Origin of the sequence: Affinundibacterium amnicola (assembly GCF_014284275.1) — a bacterium.
Classification (GTDB): Bacteria; Pseudomonadota; Gammaproteobacteria; order Burkholderiales; family Burkholderiaceae_D; genus Undibacterium; species Undibacterium amnicola.
The window spans coordinates 113,377-128,952 of sequence record NZ_JACOFU010000002.1; the positions used below are offsets into that span (position 1 = coordinate 113,377).

The window sequence follows — 15,576 nt, forward strand, 5'->3', positions numbered from 1 at the left end:
CTTCATGCAGTCAAGTAGCGACCTTTGACAGTCTCCGCTCGCGATACGCAGAACTCAATAAAGTGATCGCAACAATGAATACCACCAACACCACAATCCAACGCACGTAATCAAGCGGTAAAGATTTCACGATAAAGGCAGCGAGCAGTACGGCAGGCACGCCACCAATTGCGACACCGAGTGCGGCTGATGGCAAATATTTTTGATTGCGAATAAATCCTATGCTACTGATAGGCATCAAGAAAGCACAAGATCCCATCATGATCGGGAATGCAGCCAAAGGGCTCATCCCAAGCAAGCTAACCATAATCATGCAAGGCGCATAGAGTCCAATTCCTAGCGGCATTAATAGCCCTAGCACGAAATTTCCAATGACGCCAACCCACCACTTCCAACCAGTCAGCTCCAGTGCATCCAATCCTGCCGGCAACAATCCTAGCAAAGACATCAGCATAATCAATGCTGCAAGTAAGAGCGCGGCACCCATACCTAAGCGGATATGAAAGCGCGGTAAGCTCCCAACGATCGCCGTTCCCAGCCAAGCGCCAGCGCCAGCCGTCAAGATCATCGGCAACAAAGTCGTAGGAGCAACATCAACAATTTGAATGAATATGAGCGCCTGCGTGATGGTTCCTAAAGTGTGTCCAACATTTAAGGTTCCCGGAATCAATTCATCTGGAACTATTTTCCCCAAGCGAAAAAATGCTGTGCTTGGTGCAAAGGAACCGATTCCCAATGTATCAAAAAAATCAGTAATGGCGCCAATCAGAATTTCCACTGGTCGAGGCCATCGCCATTGAATCCCAGCAATACGCATCGCGTATAAATTCTTAGCCCAAATTCCGATAAAGAGAATGGCGAGCGAGGCGAAGCACAGCAGCAAACCTGCGCTAAGCTCCTTACTTTGCAAAGTACATGCAGATAGCAGCAGCGTCATCACAACTAAGAAAAAACTTTTCATCATTGATCCACCATTAAATAAAATTGATCCAAACCTAGATCCAAATTGACCAAAATTTGAACTAAAAACAGAACTAAATACACAAAAAGCTACCGATACACACTGCTAATATATTTAAAAAATATGTGCAAGTATCTAGTGATAAGGAGAGTAAGGCAAGCATTTTTAGCGGATTAAATCAATTAGACAAATTCACCACATTCACTTGAGATTTTCGATAATAAGTAAGGTAAAAAACGAGTAGAATAAAAAATCATTTACTGCTATTCGTGGAAGATTGTGAATCAGTCAGTTCAACATCAATCAATGAATCACTTTTTTCGTCGATTCATTTTAGGCTTGGTTGTGCTCAGCTTGCTGGCACTGTATGCCAATGAGCATTGGATAAAGCGCCGCCTACAAGTTGACTTCATGTCTGAAGGCAAAGTATCTGCCATAGATGACCGTCCGGAAGGTGGAAATAGCGTCGCAAAATTAATCAAAAGTGAGCGCGCATTGACAATGGAATGCGAAATTGCCGCCACCTATCAATGGCCATTTTGCGAACTAGCGATCAAATTAAAAGACGACAATTCTGGAATTAATCTTCATCAGTTTGATACCTTACGATTACAAATTCGCAGCACTGGTCCTGAACAACATAATCCTGTCCGCGTCTTCTTGCGCAATTTCAATCCTGCATATTCAAACGACACAGCTGGCTCGCTCAAGCCCCATGAAGTCGTCTATGACCCAAATCTGGTTGCTGAATCTGTGGAGTTTAGATTAAGTCAATTTATGGTGGCGTCTTGGTGGACACAATCCCATCCCACTAGCATTGAACATCTGGGGCCTCAGTTAGACCAAGTTGTTGCGATCAGTTTTATCACTGGAGGTAATGTCATTCCCGGTAAGCACAGCATCAGCTTAGAGTCAGTCGAACTAACTGGGCAATGGATACCAACAGAACATTTTCGACTAGGTATTATCTTTCTTTGGCTAACAGGAATTGTCGCTTATCTGATTTGGGATTCCCGACAATCAAGACGAGAGTTACGCGAATCTGTGCGCCTAAAACGTGAACTAGAATTGAGCAACCAAGTATTGGAAACACGAGTGGATGAGCGCACCCGTGCTTTGGCCGCGAGCAACGCGCAATTAATCGACACCTTACAAAATCTGGAAGGCACCCGTTCCGAATTAGTACAAAATGAAAAAAATGCTGCACTTGGTTCATTGGTGTCAGGCATTGCGCATGAACTCAACACCCCTATTGGCAATGCTTTGTTAGTTAGCAGTACCTTGGGCGATAAAATCAAAGAACTGGAAATCATTAGCGAAACCAGATTCACACGCAAAGCCCTCAAAGATTTCTTTACTGAGGCGACCCACGGCACCACAATTTTGCAACAAAATTTGGAACGGGCAGCGACTTTAATTTCCAGCTTTAAACAACTCTCCGCGGATCAACATTCGGAACAAAGACGGCAATTTCGTTTAATTGATGTGGTCGAAGAAACGCAATTAGCCATGCTTCCATGTATTAAGCAAACGCCACATCAACTGAATATCGATGTCGCACCTGACATCATGATGGATGCCTACCCCGGCCCACTGAGCCAGATTTTCATCAATCTCATTAACAACGCGCTACTCCACGCATTTGACAATATCGAACATGGACACATGTTTTTGACAGCAAAATTACAAGATCAAGATAGAGTTGAAATTATCTTCAGCGATGATGGAAATGGTATTTCAGCGACCATCCTACGGCGCGTTTTCGAGCCATTCTTCACCACCAAATTAGGAAAAGGTGGCAGCGGCTTAGGTATGCACTTAGCGCATACTGTGGTTAATCAGTTATTTGGTGGAAAAATTGAAATTGAATCCTTACCCGGTGAAGGTACTAGTATCCGCATGCTCTTACCTTTAATCGCGCCGCAAATCGATTTGAATCTAATTCGATTAGGTGTACCGAAAGATGTACTTGAAGATTATCAATTGTTTTTAAACTCACGCAAAAATAAAGATGTGAATGAATTTGGAGGTATGTACAGTCGTCGCGACGTCGTTGAGCTGGCATTTTTTATCCGAGCATTAGAAACCGTAAGGCCTAATTCAGACTATAAATTAATTGCGATTGATAGCTATGCGAATGGCATAGAGCAACTACGCCAATCGACCATCACCTGCTTGGCGACGACTTGTTGGGAGTCTGATTTAATCGCTTATGCAGAAGAGATTTGTATTTCGCCACCTATGATTGCTGATGGACTTTCTATCGTCGGAATTTATACCGCAGCACATAATCAGCATGCACTCAATTGCAAATCACTGGACGATTTTCAACAGTTACGTTTGGTTTCTAATCGTGATTGGAGTGCCGACTGGAACACATTAAAGCAATTAGGAATCGACAATTGTCTGGATGTAAAAACATGGCGGCAGATGGTCTACATGGTTAGTAGTAACGAAGTCGATGCCTTACTCGCACCGTTCGCTACTCACCATGAATTAACAATAGAACTCGATGATTGCCAATTGATTCCAGTACCGGGATTAAGAATTGGTTTAACAGGATCACGCCATTTCGCATGTGGCAAAAGCCCACAAGCGACAGCCTTGGCGAAAGCAATTTTTGCTGAACTAAAATGCTATCTTGATGATGGAAGTTTTGTTCGGGCGCTTGAACAATGTGGATTCATCAATACACTGACATCGTCATGGACAATATTAAATTCCAGCGGCATAGACGATAAAGAAGTTAAGGCAGAGAAGCCCTCCGCCTTTTGAGAAATCAATCAGCTCTACTTCCTAACAACCTCACAACTAGCGCCATTACATACTTCTGATTTCAAGTTAAGTAATTGATAGATGTGGCAACCAGCGCAGTAAGCAAAAGCAGACTCCATCCAAGTAAACAATACGCACACGGCACAGATTAACTGCGTATTTAAACCGTTATTGCCAGTCCAAAAAAGGAAGGCGACAATCCCAGAAAGTATCACGCCTATCGTCCATGCAAATCGTTTCGGCATCGCAGAAACCCATTCAGCTTGCATATTCAAAACGCGCTGACTAATCCATGCAGAGATCAACATCGTTGGTGAATACTGCACACCAACAAAAACCCGCAACACAAAATCAAAAAAAGAATAGGTCACAAATAAAGTAATCGGTAAAAATAGGCCATAGAAGAAAGCGAGACAAAATACCCAAATTGCCGCCATCATCGTCAATCCCGCAGATGCCCTGACTGCGCGCTCATCAACCACACCCTGATTCACAAACTCCGCATCAGAAATCGCATTCGCCAAGTGGGGGTCTTTATTAAAAGCATCAAGTTCGTAAATCTTGCCAGCATATTTTACTAACTGCTTTTTGTAACCGTAATCAGCCGTAGTATAAAAATTTTTAATCATATTCGCTTTCCAGTCGCGGTTTTCAGGCTGCAAGAATGAATGAGCATTCCTACTCACCATATTTGAATAATGAATCATCAATCACATTGATATTCAATTTACCAATAAGGCGAGATTGTACAATCTGTCTTTACATTGCGCCAAAAAAAATCCCCAATGCGTATGAAAAGCATCAGGGATTTCTTAACTGAATGAATACTACGACAAAAACTTTAGCTCAACTTACTTTTTTTTACTCGGGCTAATTTTCTTGTGCAAATTTATGTCGTCTATTTTTTGCGCTGCGGTGGCAAATCAGTACAAACACCTTTGTACACTTCAGCAGCCATGCCCATAGACTCACCCAAGGTTGGATGTGGATGAATAGTTTTGCCGATGTCAACTGCATCTGCGCCCATTTCGATTGCCACAGCTAACTCACCTATCATGTCACCAGCATGCGTACCGACAATAGCGCCGCCAATAATGCGTTTGCTTTCCGCATCAAAAATCAACTTCGTAAAGCCTTCAGCACGACCATTGGCGACCGCGCGACCCGATGCTGCCCAAGGGAACACGCCCTTCTCAACCGCCAAACCTTTGGCTTTGGCTTCATCTTCGGTCACACCTACCCACGCCACTTCAGGATCAGTGTAAGCAACTGAAGGAATCACTGTCGCGTCAAAATAAGCCTTATGACCTGCGGCAGCCTCTGCCGCGACATGCGCTTCATGCACCGCTTTATGCGCCAACATCGGCTGACCGACCAGATCGCCAATCGCAAAGATGTGTGGCACATTGGTGCGCATTTGCTTATCGACATTGATAAAGCCACGATCCGTGACTGTCACGCCGGCTTTGTCAGCCGCAATTTTTTTACCATTCGGGCTACGTCCGACCGCGACCAAAACCAAATCATAGACTTGAGGTGCCGGAGCAGCAGCACCTGCTTCTGCTGCTTCAAACGTGACTTTAATTCCTTCGGTCAGTGCTTCTACGCCGACTGTTTTAGTCTTCGTCATTACATTGTCGAAGCGATGCTGATTATGCTTTTGCCAGACTTTGACCATGTCGCGATCAGCGCCTTGCATCAAGCCGTCCATCATTTCTACCACGTCAATACGTGCGCCTAACGTGGAATACACTGTTGCCATTTCGAGACCGATAATGCCACCGCCGATGACCAGCATACGCTTAGGAATTTGACGTAATTCAAGTGCACCCGTGCTATCAACGATGCGTGGATCTTCTGGCACGAACGGTAATTTCACCACAGAAGAACCCGCTGCGATAATCGCTTGTTTGAACTGTATGGTTTTCTTACTGCCATCAGCGGCCGTTACCTCGATATGATAAGGACTGACGAATTGACCGTTACCTTGTACCACATTGACCTTACGCGCTTTCGCCATGCCAGCTAAGCCACCGGTCATTTGCTTGATCACGCCATCTTTATGTGCGCGCAAGGCATCAAGATCAATTTGCGGTTTTGCAAAAGTTACGCCATGTCCTGACATCGCTGCTGTTTCATCGATCACTGCTGCAACGTGCAATAAAGCTTTCGATGGGATACAACCCACGTTCAAGCACACACCGCCCAAGGTCGCATAGCGTTCAATCAGAACCACATTCATACCGAGATCAGCGGCACGGAAAGCGGCTGAATAACCGCCCGGCCCTGCGCCCAAAACCATCATGTCGCATTCGATATCGACTTTGCCGCTGTAATTTGATGCAATTGGTGCAGGCGCTGATGTAGACGCGGCGACTACCGCAGGCGCTGAAACTGGTGCGGCTTCTACAGGTGCAGAAACACCGGCGCCTTCAACTAAGACCAACAAACTACCTTCAGCAACTTTGTCGCCAACTTTAACTTTGATTTCTTTGACGACACCTGCATGACTGGACGGAATTTCCATACTGGCTTTGTCGGATTCAACTGTGATCAAAGACTGATCGACTTTGACCGTATCACCAACTTTCACCATCAGCTCAATCACTTCTACTTCTTTGAAATCGCCTATGTCGGGAACTTTGACTTCGATAATGCCGACGGATGCAGGAGCGACGGCTTGTGCTGGCGCTGACACTGCGGCTGCAGCGGCTGGCACAACTACCGCTGCAGGTGCCGCAGACGCTACTGCTCCAGCGGCTTCCACGATAATCATCAAGCTACCTTCAGCCACTTTATCGCCGACTTTAACTTTGATTTCCTTAACGACACCAGCATGACTGGATGGAATTTCCATACTGGCTTTGTCGGATTCAACGGTGATTAAAGATTGATCGACTTTAATCGTGTCGCCAACTTTAACCATGACTTCAATAATTTCGACTTCTTTAAAATCGCCGATATCTGGGACTTTGACTTCAATTGTGCTCATATTTTTTGCTCCAATTTTATTCTTCGTAGGGTGGGCACTTGCCCACCCTAGGTTTTTTTTAAAGCATCGTCTTACGCAAATCAGCAAGCACATCTGCCAGATAAGCTGTGAACTTCGCCGCCATCGCGCCGTCAATCACACGGTGGTCATAAGACAAGGACAATGGCAACATTAAACGTGGCACAAATTGTTTGCCATCCCAAACTGGCTTCATCGAAGACTTGGACAAACCAAGAATCGCGACTTCAGGCGCATTGATAATCGGCGTAAATGCGGTGCCACCGATGCCGCCCAAAGAAGAGATGGTGAAGGTTGCACCTTGCATATCGGCTGGTTTCAATTTGCCATCACGTGCCTGCGCCGACAATTCACCCATTTCTGTAGCGATTTGTGACAGCGTTTTTTGATCCGCGTTTTTGATGACAGGAACCACCAAACCATTTGGCGTATCGGCTGCGAAACCAATGTTGTAGTACTGCTTCAAAATCAGGTTTTCACCAGTCGCATCGAGCGATGCGTTGAAGGCTTTGAATTTCTTCAATGCTGCTACGCTAGCTTTGATCACAAACGCCAACATCGTCAATTTCACGCCTGATTTTGCCAAAGCATCATTCGATGATTTACGGAAGTCTTCGAGACCGGTGATATCGGCTTCGTCAAATTGCGTTACGTGCGGGATCATGACCCAGTTGCGATGCAAATTTGGGCCACTGAGTTTTTTGATGCGTGACAATGGCAATAATTCTGTCGTGCCGAATTTACTGAAATCCAAAGAAGGCCATGGTAAGAGATTCATGCCGGAACCACTACCATTGGTATTTGCCGCAGCTACTGGTGCGTTCGCAGCGCCAGCAACTACACCCTTCACATAGTTTTGTACGTCTTGTTGGGTAATGCGACCTTTTGGTGCGGTACCTGGAACTTTACTTAAATCGACACCGAGTTCACGTGCAAATTTACGGATGGATGGAGACGCGTGTGATTTGCCTGCTGCGGCAGTTGCAACGGCTGGCGCACTCGCTACTGGAGCTGCTATCGGAGCGGCGATTGGAGCAACGGATGGAACAACTACGGCTGGTGCTGCCACATGTGCTGGTGCTGATGATGGTGCTGCCGCCACTGGCGCAGTTGCAGGAGTGGCGGTGCCGTCTGCATCCACAATCACCACCAAAGAACCTAAGGCAACTTTATCGCCCACCTTCACTTTAATTTCTTTCACCACGCCAGCATGACTAGATGGAATTTCCATACTCGCCTTGTCGGATTCTACGGTGATCAAGGACTGATCGACTTTAATCGTATCGCCGACTTTGACCATCAACTCAATCACTTCAACTTCTTTGAAATCGCCGATATCCGGGACTTTGACTTCTACTGTACTCATAATGTTTGCTCCACTATTTCAGGTAGGGTGCGCCGTGCGCACCTCGGTTTGGTGCGCACGGCGCACCCTACTTTGCTATTCTTTAAAATCGCATCAACAATAATTACACAGTCACCGGATTAGGCTTATTCGGATTAATGCCATATTTCTCAATCGCTTGCGCCACCACAGAAGCAGAAATTGCACCTTCATCAGCCAAAGTTTTCAAAGCGGCGATCGTCACGAAATAACGATTCACCTCGAAGAATTCACGCAATTTAGCGCGGCTATCGGAGCGACCAAAACCATCGGTCCCCAAAACTTTATAGCTACGATCTTTAGGAATAAACGCACGCACTTGTTCCGCATAAGTACGCATGTAATCCGTAGAAACGACGATAGGACCAGCCGTGTCTTTCAAGCATTCAGCAATGTAAGGAACACGTGGTGTTTCGGTTGGATGCAACATATTCCAACGTTCTGCATCCTGACCATCACGCGCCAATAAAGTGAAAGACGGTGCAGACCAGATATCCGATGCAATGCCCCAGTCATTCATCAACAAATCGGCAGCAGCAATCACTTCACGCAAGATCGTGCCTGAGCCTAACAACTGCACGCGATGCTTAGTTTGTGCTTCGGATTTTTTGAAGGAGTACAGACCTTTGATAATGCCTTCTTCCTGACCAGCAACCAGACCCGGATGCGCGTAGTTCTCATTCATCACCGTGATGTAGTAGAACACGTCTTCCTGATTCGAGACCATACGACGCAAACCATCGTGAATGATCACGGCGACTTCATGTGCAAAGGTTGGATCATAAGGAACGCAATTCGGAATTGTCGACGCCATCACATGGCTATGACCATCTTCATGCTGCAAACCTTCGCCGTTCAATGTGGTACGACCCGCGGTACCGCCGATCAGGAAACCACGTGCGCGCATATCCGCTGCTGCCCACGCCAAATCGCCGATACGTTGCAGACCGAACATCGAGTAGTACGTGTAGAAAGGAATCATCACGCGGTTATTGGTGGAGTAAGAAGTCGCCGCAGCGATCCATGAACTCATACCACCGGCTTCATTGATACCTTCTTGTAAAATCTGACCCGCTTTATCTTCGCGGTAGTACATCACCTGATCTTTATCGACTGGCTCGTACAACTGACCAACCTGGCTGAAAATACCAATTTGACGGAACAAACCTTCCATACCGAATGTACGGGATTCGTCGACCATAATTGGAACCACGCGCTGACCGAGACTGCTATCGCGCAACAAGGATGTCAATACGCGCACATAAGAAGCTGTCGTGGAGATTTCACGACCTTCAGCTGTTGGTTCCAACATCGCTTGGAATGCAGACAATGGCGGCACTGTCAGCATTTCATCCGCTTGTTGACGGCGCTGCGGCAAATAACCACCGAGTGCCGCACGGCGCTCTTGCAGGTACTTCATTTCTGGCGTGTCGTCAGCCGGTTTGAAGAATGGAATCTCTGGCAGATGTTCGTCCGCAATCGGTAATTGGAAACGATCGCGCAATGCCTTAATGGCTTCATCATCGAGCTTCTTCGTGTTGTGCGCTGTGTTACGCGCTTCACCAGATTTACCGAAACCAAAACCTTTAATACTTTTCGCCAAGATCACGGTTGGTTGATCAACGCTTTCTTGTGCGACTTTAAATGCTGCGTAAATTTTATGTGGATCATGACCACCACGAGTCAAGCGCCAGATATCATCATCCGACATATGTGCAACCATGGCCAAAGTGCGTGGATCTTTAGCAAAGAAATTGGCGCGAACGTAAGCACCGTCTTTGGCTTTGTAGTTCTGATATTCACCATCAACGGTTTCCATCATGATCTTACGCAAAGCACCTTCTTTGTCTTTGGCCAGCAACTCATCCCAGCCTGAACCCCAAATCACTTTGACGACGTTCCAACCTGCACCACGGAAATCGGATTCGAGTTCTTGAATGATCTTGCCATTGCCGCGCACTGGGCCGTCCAGACGTTGCAAGTTACAGTTCACCACGATCACCAGGTTATTCAACTTCTCACGACCCGCCATACCAATCGCGCCCATGGATTCTGGTTCGTCCATTTCGCCATCGCCGCAGAAGGCCCACACTTTGCGCTTTTCAGTATCAGCGATACCACGTGCATGTAGGTATTTCAAAAACCGTGCTTGGTAAATCGCCATCAATGGACCCAAGCCCATAGACACGGTTGGGAATTGCCAGAAGTCTGGCATCAGTTTTGGATGTGGGTAAGAAGACAGACCTTTGCCATCAACTTCGCGACGGAAGTGTATCAATTGTTCTTCGCTCAAGCGGCCTTCAAGGAAGGCGCGAGCATAAATACCTGGAGATGAGTGACCTTGAATGTACAAAAGATCGCCACCGTGATCAGCGGTTGGCGCATGCCAAAAGTGATTGAAACCTATGCCCAACATGTTCGCCAAAGACGCAAAGCTGGATAAGTGACCACCAAGGTCGCCGTCAACGCGATTCGCTTTCACCACCATCGCCATCGCATTCCAACGCATGTAAGAACGCAGGCGCTCTTCGATTTCCAGATTACCCGGGCAATGTGCACCCTTGTCTGCAGGAATCGTATTCACATACGCCGTATTGCTGGAGAACGGAATATTCGCACCACGACGACGCGCCAAATCCATCATGCGTTCCATCAAATAATGCGCGCGATCCGGACCTTCTGTATCAATCACCGATTCCAAAGCATCGAGCCATTCATTGGTCTCGATCACATCTGGGTCATTCACGGCTTGCGCCAAAATTTGGTCTATTTGTGACATACGGTCTCCTCGTTGATCAATCTTAAATTTGCGGAATTTACCTGCGTTTCCAATTTATCTGCGATTGCGAATGCTTTTACCTTATAAATTTCATCTCAAATGGCCTCAAACAAACCCTTTCAGAAAATTTAAATAAATTACTTTATCCAGAATTTCCAGCTTGTCTGAATTACCCAAAAAGCGCAATGCAGCTGAATAAATTTCGGAACAGATTTTTAGAACTGAGGCATTCTAACAGCAGTTTTTGCAAATTTCAAATTGCGATATGTGATTTCATATTATGATATTTGTGATGCAGCGCAACATACGCATTTGCTGGTGTTTTGATATTTTTTGTGACAATCAGCCAAAAACCAAAACCCCTCAACGCCGAGACGCAGAGACTCCGAGGGAAAGTGAAAGGAGAGAAAACCATGTTTTTGTGACTCTCTCAAAACGACTTAACTCCAATGCAAGAGATAAAGAGAATAGGACTTACGCAAAACAGACACTGGCTAAAGATGAAAGCCGCACTGACCTCAAAAATAGCTGACGTAAGCTAGGGTGCGCCATGCGCACCGTGGCAGCCAATGAATGTGGTGCGCACTGCGCACCCAAGGTAATAAAGCTTTAACCAGTGCAATTTTGCGTAAATCCTAAAGAAAAAGGCCAATAAATTCTCGGCACTCCTCTGCGCAACTCGGTGCCTCTGCGTCTCAGCGTTGAAGGGGTTTTCTCGAATTCAACATCAACGAATATTAGATTGCCTTGTGTCGCACCCATTCAAAAAAGTGGTATTTGTAAAACAATTTTGTTCGTCGTTTTTTACCCCCCATCTTTTCAAAAGCTCCAAACACAGATTCAGTAATCTATCGTCACAAGTCAAAAACCATTAAGTCAAAGCTGATTTAAGTTGATTTGAACTGATTTTTCCTACTAAACACTTGGTTTTTGAGCGTCAATTGAAATGAAAAAGCCCGTCATCCTTTATAATCATGGCTTATCCTTTCTTTGCAATCTTGGCTAAATAGAAGTTAAGGAATCTACTAACTTCCACATCAGCCACCTTTCCGAGTCCACCATCATGACGGCACAAATCATCAGCGGCACCCAGCTTTCTCAACAAATTCGTGAAGACGTGACTAAACGCGCAGCCGCGCTCACTGCGCAAGGCAAACAACCTGGTCTGGCAGTGATTTTGGTTGGTGAGAATCCCGCTTCACAAGTCTACGTTCGCAACAAAGTCAAAGCTTGTGAAGATTGCGGTTTTTACTCCGTGCTGGAAAAATATGATGCTGATTTGAGTGAAGCGACTCTGTTAGCGCACATAGAACGCCTAAACAATGATCCCAAGATCAACGGCATCTTGGTGCAATTGCCTTTGCCAGCACACATCAACGCGAATAAAGTGATCGAAGCGATTGCAGCTGAAAAAGACGTTGACGGTTTCCATATCAGCAACGCTGGCTTACTGATGACAGGTCAGCCTTTATTCCGTCCTTGCACTCCCTATGGCGTCATGAAGATGCTGGAGTCAATTGACTATCCAGTACGTGGTGCCAATGCAGTAGTTGTCGGCGCTTCGAATATTGTAGGCAAGCCGCAAGCGATGTTGCTCTTGCAAGCAGGCGCAACCGTCACCATATGTAACTCTAAGACCCGTGATCTGGGTGCGCATACTCGCAATGCCGACATTTTGGTCGTAGCGACCGGCAAACGAAATATCGTCACTGCTGATATGGTCAAACCTGGCGCAGTGGTTCTCGACGTCGGCATGAATCGTGATGATGAAGGCAAATTGTGTGGCGATGTTGATTACGCTAACGTCAAGGAAGTTGCCAGTTACATTACACCGGTACCAGGCGGCGTCGGCCCAATGACGATCACGATGTTATTAGTCAACACGATAGAAGCGGCTGAAAGAACTTAAATAAGATGACTGAAATGACCACCCAATTGATGACCTCAACAAATCCCCTGCTCGACTTTAGCGACCTGCCACGTTTTGACGACATCACGCCTGAACATGTCAGCCCAGCGATAGATACCTTATTAGTTGAATGTCGTGCAGTTGTGACGCAATTGGAAAATCCCATCGAGAACATCCACTGGGATAATTTTGTCACACCGCTAGAAACGGTGACTGAAAAACTGGGACGTGCTTGGGGCATCGTTAGTCATCTTAATTCGGTACGCGACACGCCAGAACTGCGTGCGGTCTATAATGAAAATCAGCCCAAAATCACAGAATTCTGGACTGAGCTTGGTCAAAACCTCCATTTATTCCAACACTACAAAGCCTTAAATGCAAGCGCAGGCTATGCGGCATTAAGCCCAGCTCGTAAGAAAATCATTAGCAACGCCCTGCGCGACTTCAAACTTGGTGGTGCTGAGCTAGCGGACGATAAAAAGAAACGCTACGCCGAAGTTCAAGAAAAGCTCGCTGCACTGTCGACTAAATTTTCTGAAAATGTTTTAGATGCGACCAATGATTACAAACTATTGATTACCGATGTTGCGGAACTCAAAGGTCTACCAGAAGAAGTTTTGCAAGCTGCTCAACATGCGGCAGAACAAGACGGCAAAACAGGTTATCAATTCAGTTTGCACTTTCCGTCTTATTTTCCAGTCTTGCAATATGCAGAAAACCGCAGCCTGCGCGAAACCATTTATCGCGCAAATGCCACCAAGGCTTCTGAATTAGGCGGTCATCCTGAATGGGATAACACTGCCATCATCGACGAATTGCTCAGCCTGCGCCAAGAGGAAGCAGAATTGCTCGGCTATCAAAACTTCGCGGAAATTTCCCTATTACCGAAAATGGCAGAAAGCGCAACGCAAGTCGAAGGCTTCTTATTGGATCTGGCAAATAAAGCCAAACCTTATGCCGAAAAAGATTTGATCGAGCTACGTCAATTCGCCAAAGAGCAGTTTGGTATAGCCGACATGCAAGCTTGGGATACCACCTTTGTTTCAGAAAAATTGCGCGAGCAGCGCTATGCGTTTTCCGAACAAGAAGTGAAACAATACTTCCCTGAACATAAGGTGGTCGCTGGATTATTCAATGTCATCCAAACCCTGTTCGCGGTGAATATCAAAACCGACAGCGCAGCGACCTGGCATCCAGATGTCAAGTTTTACCGCGTCGAGCGCGCTGGTGAACTGGTTGGACAATTTTATGTCGATCTATACGCACGTGCGGCCAAACAAGGTGGCGCCTGGATGGATGACGCTCGTGCACGCTGCCTCAAAACGAATGGTGTACAAACGCCTGTGGTCTACCTGACTTGCAATTTCAATGCACCAGTCGTGGTGGATGGCGTGACCAAACCAGCCACCTTTACGCACGATGAAGTCATTACCTTGTTCCACGAATTTGGACATGGCCTGCATCAATTGTTGACCAAGGTGGATGATATTTCGGTTTCTGGGATCTCTGGAGTGGAATGGGATGCGGTGGAATTGCCATCGCAGTTCATGGAAAACTTCTGCTGGGAATGGGATGTCTTACAGCAAATGACAGCGCATACTGACACAGGGGAACATTTGCCTCGCAGCCTGTACGACAAAATGATCGCTGCGAAGAATTTCCAATCAGGCTTACAAACCCTACGTCAGGTTGAATTCGCCTTGTTTGATATGCGCCTGCATGATGGTAGTGCGAACGCTGCACAACTCAGCGTGGCGCAAGTTCTGCAAAAGGTCAGAGATCAAGTTGCAGTGATGCAGCCGCCCGCTTTTAATCGCTTTCAGCATTCATTCGGACATATTTTTTCGGGTGGTTATTCCGCAGGCTACTTTAGTTATAAGTGGGCAGAAGTCTTGTCAGCCGATGCCTATGCAGCCTTCGAAGAAGTCGCTAAAACCGACGGCAGCAGCCTGTCGCGCAAAGTGGGGCAAGCTTTCCAGGCCGAGATTTTGGAAATGGGCGGCTCCCGCCCTGCGCTCGAATCCTTTGTTGCATTTCGCGGCAGAAAGCCCTCAATTGATGCCTTATTACGCCATAATGGCATGGTTCAATAAAGTCACTATCGTGGAGATTTCGAATATGTTTGCAACACCATTCACCAATCGCTTTTCACTATCTGCTCTAGCGTGCCTACTCGTTACAGGCGCACTGTTCGCAACCACGCAAACAGCGCAGGCGCAGATGTTTAAATGGGTCGATGCAAACGGTAAAATTGTCTACAGCGATACACCTCCACCGGCGAATGCAAAAAAATTAGGCACGAAAGCACTCGATAGCTCTGCAAATATTTCGAATGTCAAATTGCCTAACGAACTGGCTGCCGCGGTGGCAAAAAATCCTGTGACGTTTTACTCTGCGCCAAATTGCGGTGCATGTAACGAAGCACGCAGTATGTTAAAACAAAACGGTATCCCTTTTATTGAGAAAACCGTCAAATCAAGTGAAGACGTGGATAAGCTCAAACAAGTCAGTGGCGATACGCAGCTCCCATTCATGCTCATCAACAAAACTAAGTTTTCTGGCTTTGAAGCAGTCGAATGGCGTACTGCATTGAGCTCAGCTGGTTACCCAGAAACCAGCGTTTTACCAAAGGATTACCGTTATCCTGAGGCAGAACCCGCCGCGCCAGCGACGGCAGCGCCAGCAAAACAAGCGGACGGTTCTCCCAAAGAGGTGCCACGTCCGAAATCTACTTCACCTACTGGTATCCGTTTTTAAT

9 protein-coding genes are annotated in these 15,576 nt (G+C 46.4%); 4 read left to right on the top strand and 5 right to left on the bottom strand.

Translation table 11 applies throughout. The features are described 5' to 3' along the window. Positions 1-10: 10 nt before the first annotated feature. On the bottom strand, positions 11-964 hold the full coding sequence (locus H8K33_RS04825) for a sulfite exporter TauE/SafE family protein (RefSeq protein ID WP_222613296.1): 954 nt from the start codon (positions 962-964) through the stop codon (positions 11-13). A gap of 303 nt (positions 965-1,267) precedes the next feature. On the opposite strand from H8K33_RS04825, the gene H8K33_RS04830 reads away from it, so the two are divergent. Next, positions 1,268-3,736, top strand: a complete 2,469-nt coding sequence (locus H8K33_RS04830; protein ID WP_186889878.1) for a sensor histidine kinase — start codon at positions 1,268-1,270, stop codon at positions 3,734-3,736. A 14-nt stretch (positions 3,737-3,750) separates the two neighbouring features. On the opposite strand, the gene H8K33_RS04835 is transcribed toward H8K33_RS04830, so the two are convergent. The 4 genes from H8K33_RS04835 to aceE form a co-directional block, all read right to left on the bottom strand. After that, positions 3,751-4,365 (bottom strand): DUF4395 domain-containing protein, encoded by a 615-nt coding sequence (locus tag H8K33_RS04835; protein ID WP_186889879.1) that lies wholly within the window; start codon positions 4,363-4,365, stop codon positions 3,751-3,753. 269 nt (positions 4,366-4,634) lie between these two features. Beyond that, on the bottom strand, positions 4,635-6,728 hold the full coding sequence (lpdA, locus tag H8K33_RS04840; protein WP_186889880.1) for a dihydrolipoyl dehydrogenase: 2,094 nt from the start codon (positions 6,726-6,728) through the stop codon (positions 4,635-4,637). A gap of 58 nt (positions 6,729-6,786) precedes the next feature. Beyond that, entirely contained in the window at positions 6,787-8,112 is a 1,326-nt protein-coding gene (gene aceF / locus H8K33_RS04845) for a dihydrolipoyllysine-residue acetyltransferase (protein WP_186889881.1), read from the bottom strand. Positions 8,113-8,215: 103 nt separating this feature from the next. Then, positions 8,216-10,909, bottom strand: coding sequence for a pyruvate dehydrogenase (acetyl-transferring), homodimeric type (gene aceE / locus H8K33_RS04850; protein ID WP_186889882.1), 2,694 nt, complete (start codon positions 10,907-10,909; stop codon positions 8,216-8,218). Positions 10,910-11,972: 1,063 nt separating this feature from the next. Here aceE and folD point away from each other — a divergent pair. Genes folD through H8K33_RS04865 form a run of 3 tightly spaced genes read left to right on the top strand, consistent with a single transcriptional unit; the run spans position 11,973 to position 15,575 of the window. Continuing rightward, complete coding sequence (folD, locus tag H8K33_RS04855; RefSeq protein WP_186889883.1) at positions 11,973-12,818, top strand: bifunctional methylenetetrahydrofolate dehydrogenase/methenyltetrahydrofolate cyclohydrolase FolD; 846 nt, start codon at positions 11,973-11,975, stop codon at positions 12,816-12,818. 14 nt (positions 12,819-12,832) lie between these two features. Further along, positions 12,833-14,911 (top strand): M3 family metallopeptidase, encoded by a 2,079-nt coding sequence (locus tag H8K33_RS04860; protein ID WP_390320553.1) that lies wholly within the window; start codon positions 12,833-12,835, stop codon positions 14,909-14,911. Between the two features lie 25 nt (positions 14,912-14,936). Continuing rightward, positions 14,937-15,575, top strand: coding sequence for a glutaredoxin family protein (locus tag H8K33_RS04865; RefSeq protein ID WP_186889884.1), 639 nt, complete (start codon positions 14,937-14,939; stop codon positions 15,573-15,575). The last annotated feature ends 1 nt before the right edge of the window (position 15,576 follow it).